At 33.4% G+C, this 13,824-nt stretch carries 16 protein-coding genes; 7 read left to right on the plus strand and 9 right to left on the minus strand.

Going from position 1 to position 13,824, the window contains the following annotated elements:
- Positions 1-6: 6 nt before the first annotated feature.
- Together B8963_RS04685 and B8963_RS04690 are read left to right on the plus strand one after the other, a co-directional pair.
- Positions 7-1,119 (plus strand): NAD(P)/FAD-dependent oxidoreductase, encoded by a 1,113-nt coding sequence (locus B8963_RS04685; RefSeq protein ID WP_084060248.1) that lies wholly within the window; start codon positions 7-9, stop codon positions 1,117-1,119.
- 65 nt (positions 1,120-1,184) lie between these two features.
- Positions 1,185-1,640, plus strand: coding sequence for a 3-oxoacyl-ACP synthase (locus tag B8963_RS04690; RefSeq protein WP_084060249.1), 456 nt, complete (start codon positions 1,185-1,187; stop codon positions 1,638-1,640).
- A gap of 23 nt (positions 1,641-1,663) precedes the next feature.
- On the opposite strand, the gene B8963_RS04695 is transcribed toward B8963_RS04690, so the two are convergent.
- From B8963_RS04695 to B8963_RS04720, 6 genes are all read right to left on the minus strand, one after another.
- Complete coding sequence (locus B8963_RS04695) at positions 1,664-2,119, minus strand: FKBP-type peptidyl-prolyl cis-trans isomerase (protein ID WP_084060250.1); 456 nt, start codon at positions 2,117-2,119, stop codon at positions 1,664-1,666.
- 77 nt (positions 2,120-2,196) lie between these two features.
- Positions 2,197-2,712 carry a DUF3124 domain-containing protein gene (locus B8963_RS04700; protein ID WP_084060251.1) on the minus strand — a complete coding sequence of 172 codons (516 nt, stop codon included), beginning with the start codon at positions 2,710-2,712 and terminating at the stop codon, positions 2,197-2,199.
- An 82-nt stretch (positions 2,713-2,794) separates the two neighbouring features.
- Positions 2,795-3,199 (minus strand): alternative ribosome rescue aminoacyl-tRNA hydrolase ArfB, encoded by a 405-nt coding sequence (gene arfB, locus B8963_RS04705; protein WP_084060252.1) that lies wholly within the window; start codon positions 3,197-3,199, stop codon positions 2,795-2,797.
- 2 nt (positions 3,200-3,201) lie between these two features.
- Positions 3,202-4,179, minus strand: a complete 978-nt coding sequence (locus B8963_RS04710) for an ABC transporter ATP-binding protein (RefSeq protein WP_084060253.1) — start codon at positions 4,177-4,179, stop codon at positions 3,202-3,204.
- Between the two features lie 91 nt (positions 4,180-4,270).
- Positions 4,271-6,430: a prolyl oligopeptidase family serine peptidase gene (locus tag B8963_RS04715; protein ID WP_084060254.1), complete on the minus strand. Its 2,160-nt coding sequence runs from the start codon at positions 6,428-6,430 to the stop codon at positions 4,271-4,273.
- 92 nt (positions 6,431-6,522) lie between these two features.
- Positions 6,523-7,512 (minus strand): aspartate-semialdehyde dehydrogenase, encoded by a 990-nt coding sequence (locus B8963_RS04720; RefSeq protein ID WP_084060255.1) that lies wholly within the window; start codon positions 7,510-7,512, stop codon positions 6,523-6,525.
- Between the two features lie 165 nt (positions 7,513-7,677).
- Between B8963_RS04720 and B8963_RS04725 the strand changes: the two genes are divergently transcribed.
- The gene (locus tag B8963_RS04725; RefSeq protein WP_234989621.1) at positions 7,678-8,079 is read left to right on the plus strand and encodes a response regulator; all 402 of its coding nucleotides are present in this window, start codon (positions 7,678-7,680) and stop codon (positions 8,077-8,079) included.
- 132 nt (positions 8,080-8,211) lie between these two features.
- Here the strand turns inward: B8963_RS04725 and mscL are convergent, their stop codons facing one another.
- From mscL to B8963_RS04740, 3 genes are all read right to left on the minus strand, one after another.
- The gene (gene mscL, locus B8963_RS04730; protein WP_084060257.1) at positions 8,212-8,613 is read right to left on the minus strand and encodes a large conductance mechanosensitive channel protein MscL; all 402 of its coding nucleotides are present in this window, start codon (positions 8,611-8,613) and stop codon (positions 8,212-8,214) included.
- Between the two features lie 86 nt (positions 8,614-8,699).
- A complete protein-coding gene (gene alr, locus B8963_RS04735) occupies positions 8,700-9,806 on the minus strand; it encodes an alanine racemase (protein ID WP_084060723.1) in 1,107 nt (368 codons plus the stop codon).
- The gene (locus B8963_RS04740; RefSeq protein WP_084060258.1) at positions 9,799-10,443 is read right to left on the minus strand and encodes a thymidine kinase; all 645 of its coding nucleotides are present in this window, start codon (positions 10,441-10,443) and stop codon (positions 9,799-9,801) included. Before B8963_RS04740 ends, alr begins: the two co-directional genes overlap by 8 nt.
- Before the next feature lie 177 nt (positions 10,444-10,620).
- Here B8963_RS04740 and B8963_RS04745 point away from each other — a divergent pair, with 177 nt between their 5' ends.
- The 4 genes from B8963_RS04745 (at position 10,621) to B8963_RS04760 (ending at position 13,580) form a co-directional block, all read left to right on the plus strand.
- Positions 10,621-11,307: a hypothetical protein gene (locus tag B8963_RS04745; RefSeq protein ID WP_084060259.1), complete on the plus strand. Its 687-nt coding sequence runs from the start codon at positions 10,621-10,623 to the stop codon at positions 11,305-11,307.
- A gap of 83 nt (positions 11,308-11,390) precedes the next feature.
- Complete coding sequence (rsmI, locus tag B8963_RS04750) at positions 11,391-12,071, plus strand: 16S rRNA (cytidine(1402)-2'-O)-methyltransferase (protein ID WP_084060260.1); 681 nt, start codon at positions 11,391-11,393, stop codon at positions 12,069-12,071.
- A complete protein-coding gene (locus tag B8963_RS04755; protein WP_084060261.1) occupies positions 12,068-12,412 on the plus strand; it encodes a HopJ type III effector protein in 345 nt (114 codons plus the stop codon). Before rsmI ends, B8963_RS04755 begins: the two co-directional genes overlap by 4 nt.
- A gap of 37 nt (positions 12,413-12,449) precedes the next feature.
- Entirely contained in the window at positions 12,450-13,580 is a 1,131-nt protein-coding gene (locus B8963_RS04760; RefSeq protein WP_084060262.1) for a DUF819 family protein, read from the plus strand.
- Positions 13,581-13,824: the final 244 nt, after the last annotated feature.

The following is a 13,824-nucleotide window of genomic DNA, read 5'->3' on the forward strand; positions in this document are numbered from 1 at the left end:
GTTGATATGAGTTTAAGCTATTGGGAATATAAAACATGGCTCTCCAATATAGATTTCACTGTAATTGGCAGTGGTATTGTTGGCCTTAACTGTGCCTTGCAGTTAAAAAAAAAGTATCCTAAGGCTAAAATATTAATACTTGAAAAAGGATTTTTGCCTCAAGGGGCAAGCACTAAAAATGCAGGTTTCGCGTGTTTCGGTAGTATTTCAGAAATTTTATCAGATGTAAAATCACATACTGAAGAGGATGTTTTTCAATTGGTAAAAAAGCGATGGGATGGCATTCAATTACTCAGAAGTAATTTGGGAGATAAGTATATAGATTTTCAAAATCACGGTGGTCATGAAGTCTTTACTAAACAACAAACGGAATTGTATGAGAACAGTTTGGACAATTTAGAAAAAGTAAATAAGTTACTTCATCCAATTTTTAAAGAAAAGGCTTTTAAAAAACATGAAAACTTATTTAAGTTTAAGAATGTTCAAGATTTTTATATTACCAATCCATTTGAATCTCAGATTGATACAGGCGCAATGATGTTAAGGTTATTAAAGCTAATTCAAGCGCAAGATGTAATTATTTTAAATTCAATTACGGTAGCTGGTTTTAGTGATAATACTAATGGAGTAACGATAAAAACTAATTGGTTTGAATTTGACTCAAAAAGGATCATTGTAGCTACTAACGGTTTTGCACAGATTTTAGTGGATGAAGACATCAAGCCTGCAAGAGCCCAAGTGTTAATTACAAAACCTATTAAAAACCTTCATATTAAAGGCACGTTTCATTTAGATGAAGGGTATTATTATTTTAGGAATATAGATAATAGAGTACTTTTAGGAGGGGGAAGAAATCTAGATTTTAAAGCAGAGGAAACCACAGATTTTGGTCAGACCCAATTAGTTCAGCAAAAACTGGAAAATCTTCTTAAGGAAGTAATTATACCTGATTTAGATTTTGAGGTAGATCAAAGATGGAGTGGAATTATGGGTATGGGAGCGCAAAAAAGGCCTATTGTAAAACAAATTTCTGAGAATGTGTATTGCGGAATTCGATTAGGGGGAATGGGAATTGCAATTGGGAGTATTATTGGTAAAGAATTGGCAGATTTAGTCTAGATTTGCGCTCGAAAAATTCTAGAAGTAAAAACTAGGATTTTGATTAATTTAAAATCTAACACAAAATGGAACAAAGCATTAAAAGACAACTATTCGATTTCTGTAAAGATTTTGCGGATAAACGGGTTTCAAGAATCCGCAAAGAGATGGCAGATTTTAAAGAATCTTTAAACGATGAAACTAAGAGTAGTGCAGGCGATCAGTATGAAACAGGAAGGGCCATGTTGCAGCTAGAACTAGAAAAATCTGGGGTGCAATTAGCAGAGGCAGAAAAAATGACTAAAGTTTTAGATCTTGTAAATATTAAAACTCAAGCTAATTATGTAGGGTTAGGAAATTTAGTAAAAACTACAAAAGCCAATTACTTTTTAGCAATTTCAGCAGGGGAGTTTAAAGGCGATGGAATAGCAGTATATTGTATTTCGTCAGAAACGCCAATAGGTAAATTGTTATTTACTAAACAGGTAAATGATGTAGTAAAATTTAACGATAGCGAAATAAAAATATTAGAAATTCTCTAAGCCTGAGCTTAGAGAATTTTTTTCTACTCTACCGCTATTAAATTAATATCAAAAATTAGTACCGATCCGCCTGGAATAGGGCCATATTTAGAACTCCCGTACCCTAAATGAGAAGGCACTAAAAGAATTCCACTACCTCCTTCTTTAAAATAGGCAATTCCTTCGGTCCACCCTTTTATAACTCTTGATAAAGAAAAAGTAACACCCGAACCTTCACTATCATCAAAAACTTCACCATTTAAAAAATAACCTTTGTATGCCACAGTAACTGTAGAAGCAGCAGAAGGTTGCGTGCCAGTTCCAGGCTCATTAACTATATAATACAATCCACTTTCACTTCGGGTGGCAGATAAATTATTTGCAGCAAGGTAAGCCGAGATTTCTGCTTCATTTTGAGCAGTATAATCTTTATTGTTTTCATCATTACTACAGGAAAATAAAATGGATATAAATAATACCAGTGCAAAAGACTTTTTCATGTTTTATATGTTAGTTTTATGGCGCAAATATAACTAACTCCATTAAGCTAAAAAGTTAAAAATAAGTAGTTGTGTCGTTATTGTATTCTTTGTCCTTGTGTGGTAAATGATAGCCCTTGAGAGCCAGAGGTAGAAATCATAACTCCCTCAAAAAGTGGCTCTGGAGTAGCTTTTTTAATTTTCCAATCAAAAATAAAATTTGCACCAACGCCACCCTCTTTATCTTTTTCATCAATAACTATAGAAACTGTTTCTAAAGGGGTTAAATATATTGGACTTTTAAAGTAGCTTCTTATGCTTTCACCATGTGTATTAAAATATTCCGCTTTAGTAATATAAATAGAATCTGTTTTACTCGTATTTCTAATACTTATCGTTGAGGTAAGATTGTGTGTTAAATGTTCAGATAAACTATATATTTCAGAATAGACAGACAAGTAAGTACTGCCATTTACTAATGAATCATTAAGCATGTTATCTGCTTTTCTTTTTTCCCAATTTATAGCATCTAAAGAACTCCAATCTTTTTCTTCATTACATGCACTGAAAAGAAATGAAAAGACAATTAATATAAAGAAGATATATTTTTTCATGCGTTATTCTTTAGGCTTATAAAAATAGGTAATTTTTGCTTTTAAAAAGTTTTAATAGTAATTGAAAACATTAATTAACGTGCTATGTCCAATCACGCTTTGTTCTATTAAGTTTTTTCTCTGCAGCTTTCTTTTTAGATTTTAATCTTTTTTCAATAGATGATTTTGATGGTTTGGTGGCCTTTCTTTTTTTAGCCACTTTTAAGGCTTTTTCAAGTAACTCAAAAAAACGAATTAGCACAAGTTCTTTGTTTTTATGCTGGCTTCTGCTTTCATCACATTGTAAGAGGAGTATATTTTCTTTCGAAAGTCGGTTTGCTAATTTTAAATAAATTTTTTCTTTTTCAAGTAGTGTTAGTCCTTCAGATGCCATAACATCAAAAACAAGCACTATTTTAGAAGAAACTTTATTTACATGCTGTCCTCCTGCGCCACTACTTCGAACAGCTTTATAACTTAATTCCTTAAGAAGTATTTCTTTATTCAAAACTATTCCTTTAGACGTTTATTAATAGTCTCCAAAGCTATATTTAAGTAAACCACTTCATTAAACTTTAAGGCCCTAGATGAATTAAAAAGTATAATTTCTGAGTCGTTTAAAAGTCCTTCAATTAAATAATGCGAACCTTTAAAAAAGGATTTGGTCACCTTTATTTTCAATCCATTTTTGTCTGATGCACTCAGTTCAGAAGGATAAACCAAAATAGATTTTTCAATGGTAGCATAGGGTTTTAAGGCTGCAATTGGAATCACATTTACATCTCCGAATAAAGATGCTACATACTTGTTTTTTGGAAAGTTATATAGATTTTCTGGAGTATCATGGGCTATTATGTGTTGATCTTTCAGCACAATTATTTCATCTGCAAAAGAAAGAATATCATTAGTATCATGCGATGCAACAATACAGGTAATTTCTTCCGTTTTTAAATAACTAAAAAGATTTCGACGCAGATTGTTTTTTCTTGAATTGTCTATATGGCTAAAAGGTTCATCAAGCAATAATATTTCTGGTTTTTGCGCGAGTACTCTTGCTAGCGCCACCCTTTGCTGTTGACCTCCGCTTAAATACTTCACCTTTGTTTTTGCAAAGGGCAACATTTCGATCATATTTAGCAACTCTAAAGTGCGTTTTTTTAATTCTTCTGGATAAAAAACAGATAAAAACTGACTTATATTTTCTTCAACTGAAATAAATGGCATTAAATCAAAGTCTTGAGAAAGGTATTTCATATATTTTTCTCCGGGCACTAAATTATAATCTGGTCCAAGAATTTGATTATCACCCCAAAAAATAGTCCCTTCATTAGGTTGCAGTATGCCATAAAGCAGTTTTAGCAAGGTGCTTTTTCCACAACCACTTTCACCAATAATTGAAATATGCGCACCCTTATCGGCATGAAAACTTATATTCTTTAGAATAGTTTCGTCTTTATAAGAAAAAGAAAGCGCGTTTACTTTGAGCATTATTCGGAATAATATTTATGTAAAATTAGAAATAAAAAATCCGTTTCCATAGAAACGGATTTAAATGTAACTAAGAATCAGCAAGTTTGAGCTATTCTTTAAACTCTTTTAACACGGCCTGATTAGGTAATTGTTCGTAACCCATATTGAAAAGTGTAAAGCCATAAATGTCAGCATATTGTTCAATAGTTTTGCTTACTGGCGTTCCTGCACCATGACCAGCATTAGTTTCTATTCTAATTAGTGTTGGATTTTCACCTGCTTGACCTTCTTGTAATGCCGCGGCAAATTTAAAACTGTGAGCGGGAACAACACGATCATCGTGATCACCTGTTGTTATCAAAGTTGCAGGGTAAGAAGTTCCTTTTTTAATGTTATGAACAGGAGAATATCCCTTCAGGTAATTGAACATTTCTTTACTTTCTTCAGAGGTTCCATAATCATAGGCCCAACCAGCACCCGAGGTGAAGGTATGATAACGCAGCATATCTAATACACCAACTGCCGGTAGCGCTACCTTCATTAAATCTGGTCGCTGTGTCATTGTTGCCCCAACGAGTAGACCGCCATTAGATCCACCTCTAATTGCTAAATATTCTGATGATGTATACTTTTCTTTTATTAAATATTCGGCTGCAGCAATGAAATCATCAAACACATTTTGTTTTTGCATTTTTGTTCCGGCATCATGCCACTTTTTTCCGTATTCACCACCACCTCTTAAATTAGGAACGGCATAAACACCACCTTGTTCCATCCAAACGGCATTGGCAATACTGAATGAAGGTGTAAGACTAATATTAAAACCTCCATAACCATATAAAATAGTTGGGTTTTTGCCATTTAATTCTAGTCCCTTTTTATACGTTATAATCATTGGAACTTTTGTGCCATCTTTTGAGGTGTAGAATACTTGTTTAGATTCGTATTCCGAAGGATTAAAATCGATATTTGGTTTCCAATATTGTGTATATTCACCCGTATCGACATTATATTTAAAAGACGATCCAGGTGTACTATAATTGGTGAATGAAAAATAAAATTCTTTGTCTTCTTTTTTGCCACCAAACCCTCCAGCAGAACCTACGCCAGGTAATTTTACCTCTCGAACTAACTTTCCATCATAGTCGTATTGATATACTTTTGAAATAGCATCAACCATATATTCGGCGAAAAAAAAGCCTCCTCCAGTACTCGGAGAAAGTACGTTTTCGGTTTCAGGAATAAAATCTACCCAATTTTCAGGTGACGGATTTGCGGCATCTACAGTGACTACTTTTTGATTGGGAGCGTCTTTATTAGTCATAATAAATAGCTTAGAGCCAACATTTTCCATAACATAGCTATCGGTATCCGTATGATCCAGAATGGTAACAATTGGAGCATTTGGCGCAGACAGATCTTTCATTAAAAGTTTGCTTCCTGAAGTTGAGATCCTTGGATATATAAATAAATATTTTCCATCTTCAGTGACTGATCCGCTAACATACCTATGTTTTTCTGCAGGAGTTCCACCAAAAACCAGCACATCATTTTTCTGTGGAGTTCCTAGTTTGTGATAATATAATTTGTGTTGGTCTGTTTTTGCAGAAAGCTCACTACCTTTCGGTTTGTCATAACTAGAATAATAGAAACCATCATTTTCTTTCCAAGAAATTCCACTAAATTTTATATCAACCAGCGTGTCTTCTAAAATTTCTTTTTTTGCCGCATCTATAATAATGACTTTTCTCCAGTCACTACCACCTTCAGAAATTGCATAAGCAGCAATGGATCCATCTTTTGAAAAACTAAGATCAGCTAATGAAGTAGTACCATCTTCAGAAAAAGTATTCGGGTCGAGAAAAACTTCAGCTTTACCATCATCGCCTTTTTTGCGATATACTACATATTGATTTTGTAGACCATCATTTTTATAAAAATAGGTGTAGTCCCCTTCTTTAAAAGGTGAACCTAATTTTTCATAATTCCATAATTTTTCAAGTCGTTTTTTTAAATCGGCGCGAAAGGAGATATGATCTAAATAGCCAAATGTTGTTTTATTCTGGTCTTTCACCCAAGCTTCGGTCTCTGGACTACGATCATCTTCTAGCCAGCGATAAGGGTCTTTAACTTCTATTCCAAAATAAGTATCAACTGAATCTACTTGATTAGTTTTTGGGTAATTCACAGTAATTTTTTCTTTTTTAGGTGTGGTTTGGCAACTTGCAAGAGTGAGTGTTGCCAGTGTAATAATAATTGGTTTTTTCATGGTGTGAATAATTAGTCTCTCTAAAAATACCACAAAAAAACCTTTATAACATATTTGCTATAAAGGTTTTAACACTCTTTAATATTTTATAGTTACACTAGATTATGTGTAATTAAATATTCACCTATCTGAACAGCATTGGTAGCAGCACCTTTTCTAAGGTTATCAGCAACAATCCACATATTTAGTGTATTGCGTTGTGTTTCATCTCTTCGAATACGGCCAACAAAAACATCATCTTTATCATGTGCGTAAATAGGCATTGGATAGGTGTTTGTATCAGGATTGTCTTGGACAATAACACCAGAAGTTTCGCTTAACAATTTGCGCACTTCTGATAAATCAAAGTCATTTTCGAACTCTACATTCACAGATTCAGAATGTCCACCAGCGGTTGGAATTCTAACTGCGGTTGCTGTTACAGAAAATGTTCTATCATCAAATATTTTTTGAGGCTCACGAGCAAGTTTCATTTCCTCCTTAGTGTATCCGTTTTCTAAGAAAACATCACAATGAGGTAAAGCATTTCTACCAATTGGGTAAGGGTATGCCATTTCCCCTTGGATTCCTGCTATTTCATTTTCTAATTGTTGAACAGCTTTTACACCTGTACCAGAAACTGACTGGTACGTAGAAACAACTACGCGTTTCATCTTATATTTTTTGTGTAAAGGTGCTAGTACCATTACCATTTGTATGGTAGAACAATTTGGATTAGCGATAATTTTATCTTCTTTAGTTAACTGCGAGGCATTAATTTCAGGCACTACTAATTTTTTAGTAGGATCCATGCGCCATGCAGAAGAATTGTCAATGACAGTGGTGCCAACGGCTGCAAATTTTGGAGCCCATTCTAATGATGTGTCACCACCTGCAGAAAAAATTGCTATTTCTGGTTTCGCTGCAACAGCATCTGCTAACCCAATTACAGTGATGTCTTTTCCTTGGTAAGACATTTTTTTGCCTACAGAACGTTCTGAGGCTACTAATAATAATTCTGTGACAGGGAAATTGCGTTCTGCTAAAACTTTTAGCATAACCTCTCCAACCATTCCCGTTGCACCTACAACTGCTACTTTCATTTTCTAAAATTTATAGGGTGCAAATGTAGTTCAATACAGTTTATACTACAAGGGTTTTTAACACTAATAATTAAAATATAACAAAATGTTTTATTTATAACAATCATTGTTTTGTCTTTATTCCAGCACCTTAGACCGTTTTAATTTATAAATTTAGATTTGAAAGTGTATTTTTGGGCAATGAAAGTTTGGATAATAGATGATGATTTAGTTTCTCGTTTTGCAACACAATATGGTATACAGCAAGCTTCCACACCTTGTACTATTCAGATATTTGAAAGTGCTATGGAAGTATTAGACGTTGTTAACGACAAGACTTTTCTAGCGCAAGATTTACCAGATATTATCTTGCTTGATCTTGTTATGCCTAATATGGATGGATGGCAATTTTTAGATGAATTAAAAAAGTCTGGAAAGCATAAAAGCGGAATGCGTATTTTTATACTATCTGCTTTTGCAAAGGTTAAAGATCGCCAACTCGCCAAGGAGCATCCATTAGTTCATGGATATTTTGATAAGCCTTTGTCGCGTATAAGCGTTGATAGTATTTTCAGTGCAATAGCTTAGTCTTTACAATTAATACCTAAAAATTTTTATATAAAAAAAACCGTCAAAAACATTAGCGAAATGTTTTGACGGCTTTAAAGTTACTACTGCAGTGCAGCGGTATTATCCTATTTCAAGGATAAAATAATGTATTTATTTTTTTAGTAAATCTCTAATTTGAGCAAGTAACTCTTCTTGAGTAGGACCTGCTGGAGCTGGAGGAGCTGGAGGAGTTTTTACTTTGTTGTAAGCTTTTACAATTAAAAACATTACAAAACCAACTATTAATAAGTTAACAATTGTATTAACCCAAGCACCCCAACGAATAGCGTTTTCTGCTACTAAATTACCAGCTTCTGCTGATCCTGATGCTGGAGTAAGGATTACCTTTAAATCGGCGAAATCTACACCACCTGCAAAATGACCTACGATTGGCATAATGATGTCAGAAACGAAACCGTTTACAACCATACCTACAGCACCAGCCATAATTACTGCTACTGCAAATTCTATGACGTTACCCGTCATAATGAAATTTTTAAATTCTTTTAACATGATTTTGTGTTTAATTAAATTAGTTAATTGTTTAATGTGTTGCAATTTACTAAAAAAAACAAAGCTTAAATAAATGTTAAAAAAAATTAATCAACAAATACCCTTTTTACTCTTTGTGAAATTCCAGTAATAAGCTCGTAAGATATTGTTTTTGCTCCTTCAGCAAATTTTGTTGCTGTTGGATCTTGTCCAAATACAATGACCTCATCTCCTTCTTGGCAATCAATTGCAGTAACATCAACCATAATCATATCCATACAAGTGTTGCCAATAATAGGCGCATTTTGGCCATGAATACGTACAACACCTTTACCATTGCCATACTCTCTACCTATTCCATCGGCATGACCAAGCGGTAATGTCGCTGTCTTAATTTTTTCTGTGGCAGTAAATGCTCTATTATAACCAACACTTTCATTGGGTTCTAAAGAATGTATTTGAGAAATATTAGTTTTTAAAGTAGCCACGGGTATAAAGTTAGAATCTTCATTATCGTCATTTCCAAAACCGTATAGGCCTATACCACTGCGTACCATGTCTAAATGTGCCTCTGGAAAATTGATAATACCCGAAGTATTTGCCAAATGCTTAAATGGTTTATAAGGTAAAGCGGCTTCAATTTGGGATGCAATTGTATTAAAACTTCGTATTTGGTTTTCGGTAAATTCTTTTTCATTCAAATCTTCTGAAGCTGCTAAATGCGAAAAAATAGACAATACTTTAACAGCATTGGTTTCAGATAGTATTTTGATAATTTTAGGAATATCACTTTCATTAAAACCAAGTCTGTTTAATCCAGTATTAAATTTTATATGAATAGGATAATCTTTCTGTCCATGCTTTTCTGCGGAAATAATAAATTCTCTTAAAATTCTTTCAGAATAAATACTAGGTTCTAAACATCGCTCAATAATCGTATCAAAGCTTACTATTTGCGAATGTAGTACTAGAATTGGCACTCTTATGCCAGCATTTCTTAGGGTTACACCTTCTTCAGCATAAGCTACTGCCAGATAATCAATACCTAAATCAACCAATTTTTGTGAAATTCTAACTGAATCGCTGCCATAGGCATAGGCTTTAACAACACCAAGAAATTTGCAATTAGGTTTTATTTTACTTTTTAAGTAGTTATAATTGTGTTCAAGGGCTTTTAAGTTTATTTCTAGAACTGTTTCTTGAGCTTTAGACATTTTCATCCTTTTTTATGTCCTTCACCTCCTCAATTGTAACATCAATTTCTTTTACTTTTTCGCGCAATCTAGCTTTGTAATAAGCTGCTCTACTTAGGGGTTCGTATTCTTCAGTTTCTCCAAGTAAAACCAATTTATCGTTAGTAGATTTTCTAAAACTATAATTAGCCAAGTTGCCTGTTCTAGTACATATGGCATGTACTTTAGTAACATATTCTGCAGTTGCCATAAGTGCTGGCATTGGACCAAATGGGTTGCCTTTAAAATCCATATCTAATCCAGCAACAAGTACACGAATACCTTTGTTGGCTAAATCATTACAGACAGAAACTATTTCATCATCAAAAAATTGTGCTTCATCAATACCAACTACATCACAGCCGTCAGCTAACAATCTAATATTAGCTGCAGCAGGAACAGGTGTAGAACGAATTTCATTAGCATCATGGGAAACCACCATTTCATCATGATAGCGAGTATCCACTTGTGGCTTAAAAATTTCTACTTTTTGCTTTGCGAATTGGGCTCTTTTTAACCTTCTAATTAACTCCTCTGTTTTGCCAGAAAACATAGAACCACAAATAACTTCGATCCAGCCAAATTGTTCTTTAGGGTTAACAGTATTTTCGAGAAACATTTTGTAATTTTAGACGAAAGTAATACGTTTTTCGTTTTTATTAAACGAAGGCTTAAAATTAAGAAAGAAACACGGGCTTTTATAATAGAAAGATTAAAAATTTTAGCAGTACGTTTAAGCTGTTATTTTTAGCATGATGAATTATAGTGCCTAATTGAAAATATAAATATTGTAGAGATGAAAAAACAATTGAAAAAGAAACTAGTTAAAATTGCCACAAATATTATTACCGCAGACGACCTCAGTGAAATTACAGAAATGTATGCTGCCTCAAAGGAGTTATACGAGAAGCTTGCAGTATTAAAATTTATAGAGGAAGAATTAAATGATATAGAGATAGATGTATCAAAAAGTTCTATTGCTGCAAAATTTGAAGAATTGGCAAATGCAGTTATGCGTGAAAACAAATCAGTGCCAGAAAGCAACCCACATGAAGTAGATATTGCTACACCTGGTATGGAAACAATTAAAGATATGATTTCTGAAATGCCATTTACAGGTGAGGCAGACGATGTTTTTGCTGATTTTATGGCAAAACCAGCACTTATGAAGAATGATAAAGACCTTTTTATGCCCGTTGAAACAGCAGAAAAAGCAACCGAAGTTTCTAAAAAATCTTTAAATGAAAATTTTGGAAAGGAAATAAAAGTAGGATTAAATGACCGTTTAGCTTTTGTAAAACATCTTTTTAATGGGAATATGGAAGATTATAATCGTGTTTTGTCACAATTAAACACCATAAATACAGAAGAAAGATCAGTAGCTTTTATTGTTAATATGGTAAAACCTGATTATAAAAATTGGGCAGGAAAAGAGGAGTATGAAACAAGGTTTATGGAGCTTATTTCACGTAAGTTTTCTTAGTACTAAGACAGCAACTTAAAAAATTAAATGATAGTTTTGCCAGAAGTTTATACAATTAACTTCTGGCTTTTTAATTTTAAACAATGGGGAAATTATATATTGTTCCAACACCAATAGGCAATTTAGAAGATATTACACTAAGAGCTATTCGTGTTTTAAAAGAGGCAGATTTAATTTTAGCGGAAGACACAAGAACTAGCGGCAAACTTTTACATCATTTAGAAGTGAAAACTCAGATGCAAAGTCATCATATGCACAATGAGCATAAAACGGTTGAAGCTATAATAAGAAGACTTAAGGCGGGAGAAACCATAGCATTAATTTCAGATGCAGGAACACCAGCAATTTCGGATCCTGGTTTTTTACTCACTAGGGCATGTGTGGAAAATAACATAGAAGTAGACTGCCTTCCTGGTGCTACAGCCTTTGTTCCAGCCTTGGTAAATAGTGGTTTGCCAAATGATAAATTTGTTTTTGAAGGCTTTTTACCTGTTAAAAAAGGTAGGCAAACAAGGTTAACATTTTTAGCGGATGAATCAAGAACCATGATATTTTACGAATCTCCACATAAACTTTTAAAAACACTCGGGAATTTTGTAGAATATTTTGGTAGGGATAGGCAAGTTTCTGTTTCAAGAGAACTCACAAAATTATATGAAGAAACTATTCGTGGCACTGCTGAAGAGGTATTAAAGCACTATACCGATAAGCCACCCAAAGGAGAAATAGTACTAGTAGTTGCAGGAAAAAGCAAAGAAAAATGAAATTACAAGATTTAAAAAATAAGCTCAATAAAGCTCCCGAAACGGTAAATTTTACAGATACTATGGCCGTTATAGAAGCTAATTATATATTTACCCCAACAGCTTTTACTAATGGGGAGTTAAAAAATGCGGCAGGTGAGAATTCAGGCTCATGCAAGTTGTTTGCCTTTGCAAAAAAGCAAAACTTCACGAAAGAAGAAACTCTAGCTTGTTTTGGCGCCTATTATTTTGAGGAAGTATTAAAGAATCCTGAAGGGAGTAATCATCAAAATATTAGAAATTTTATAAAAACAGGTTTTGCTGGCTTAAAGTTTGAAGCAGAAGCACTCTTGGAAAAATAATTGCAAATACATAATTAAAATACCTTAAATTGAACCTATGGAATTAACGCCTTGGTTCATTTCTCTTTTTACCGTAATAGCGGTATATTTTTTAGACCGTTGGGAGAACAAGCACATTAAATCATTATTCGATTGGGTACCTGCAATCTTATTGGCGTATATAATTCCTGCGCTCATTTCTTATTTATTTAATGTAGATTATTCACAAGCTGCAATTCATAATTTTAGTAAAGACTATTTTATTCCTTTAGCAATCATTGCAGTAATGAGTAGCTTATCCTTACATCAATTAAAAGCTATTGGGTGGAAACCTATTGTGCTTTTTGCGGGAGGTTCTATGTTCATTGCTATTTTTCCAGTGCTGTTGGGTTTAGGCTTCTTGACTTCAGATTTGGTCTCAGAAACCTTAATTAATCAAGAGTATTGGAAAGGTATTCCTCCAATTGTGGGCAGTTGGATAGGTGGTAGCACAAGTCAATTGGTTTTAAAAGAATTGGTTGAATGCCCTGAAAATGTGTTTTTGTCGGTATTAGTAATGGATAATATTTTGGTTAATATTTGGACCATTTTAATGTTTCAGACCATTAAAAAAAGCAACTATTTAAACAAGAAATTTAGAATAACAGACTTATTAATGCCTGATGATATTCGATCAGAAAAAGGGAAGAAATTACCTCCAATTTTCGGATTTGCACTAATACTTTTGGCAGTGGTTATCTGCAATTTATTAATTGAAAGCTTTGTAGCAAAAATAGTCGCACTCTCTATTTTAGGGCTTCTGATCAGTAATTTTATTCGCAATTGGAATTTTAAATTTGCCTTAAAACTAGGAGGAATATTAATAATTATTGTGATGGCAGTATTGGGCTTAAAATTACAATTTGCTACTTTAGGCTTTAACTTTTATTTCTTAGGCTTTTTATCGGTTTGGTTGGTGGGGCATTTTATATTTATGTTGCTTTTAGCCAAAGTATTAAACGTAAATATGGCATGGGTTCCAATAGCGAGTATGGCTAATGTAGGCGGAATTGCAACAGCACCTGCAGTTACCGCAGCTTATGAAAAAAAATGGATGCCACACGCAATAGTACTTGCTATTTTAAGCATGGCAACAGGCACTTTTTGGGGAATGTTGACAATTTGGTTGTTGAAGAATTTTTTAATTTAAATGAACTCTAAAAAATAAACCCCGCTTTCTGGCAGGGTTCTATTGCTAAATTTTCAAGATTGCACATGATTTTTATTCTTGATTTTTTTAAGTTTTTAGTGGTTCTCGATACAAATTATTTTTTCGCAGAGGCTACAAAATAATTCACTCGAACTGACATTTTAGTCTGGATTTTTATTTGGATTTCAGGTTCAATTTTTTGAAATTACCATCAACCATCAACCATCAACCATCAACCATCAAC

Origin of the sequence: Cellulophaga tyrosinoxydans (assembly GCF_900176415.1) — a bacterium.
Classification (GTDB): domain Bacteria; phylum Bacteroidota; class Bacteroidia; order Flavobacteriales; family Flavobacteriaceae; genus Cellulophaga; species Cellulophaga tyrosinoxydans.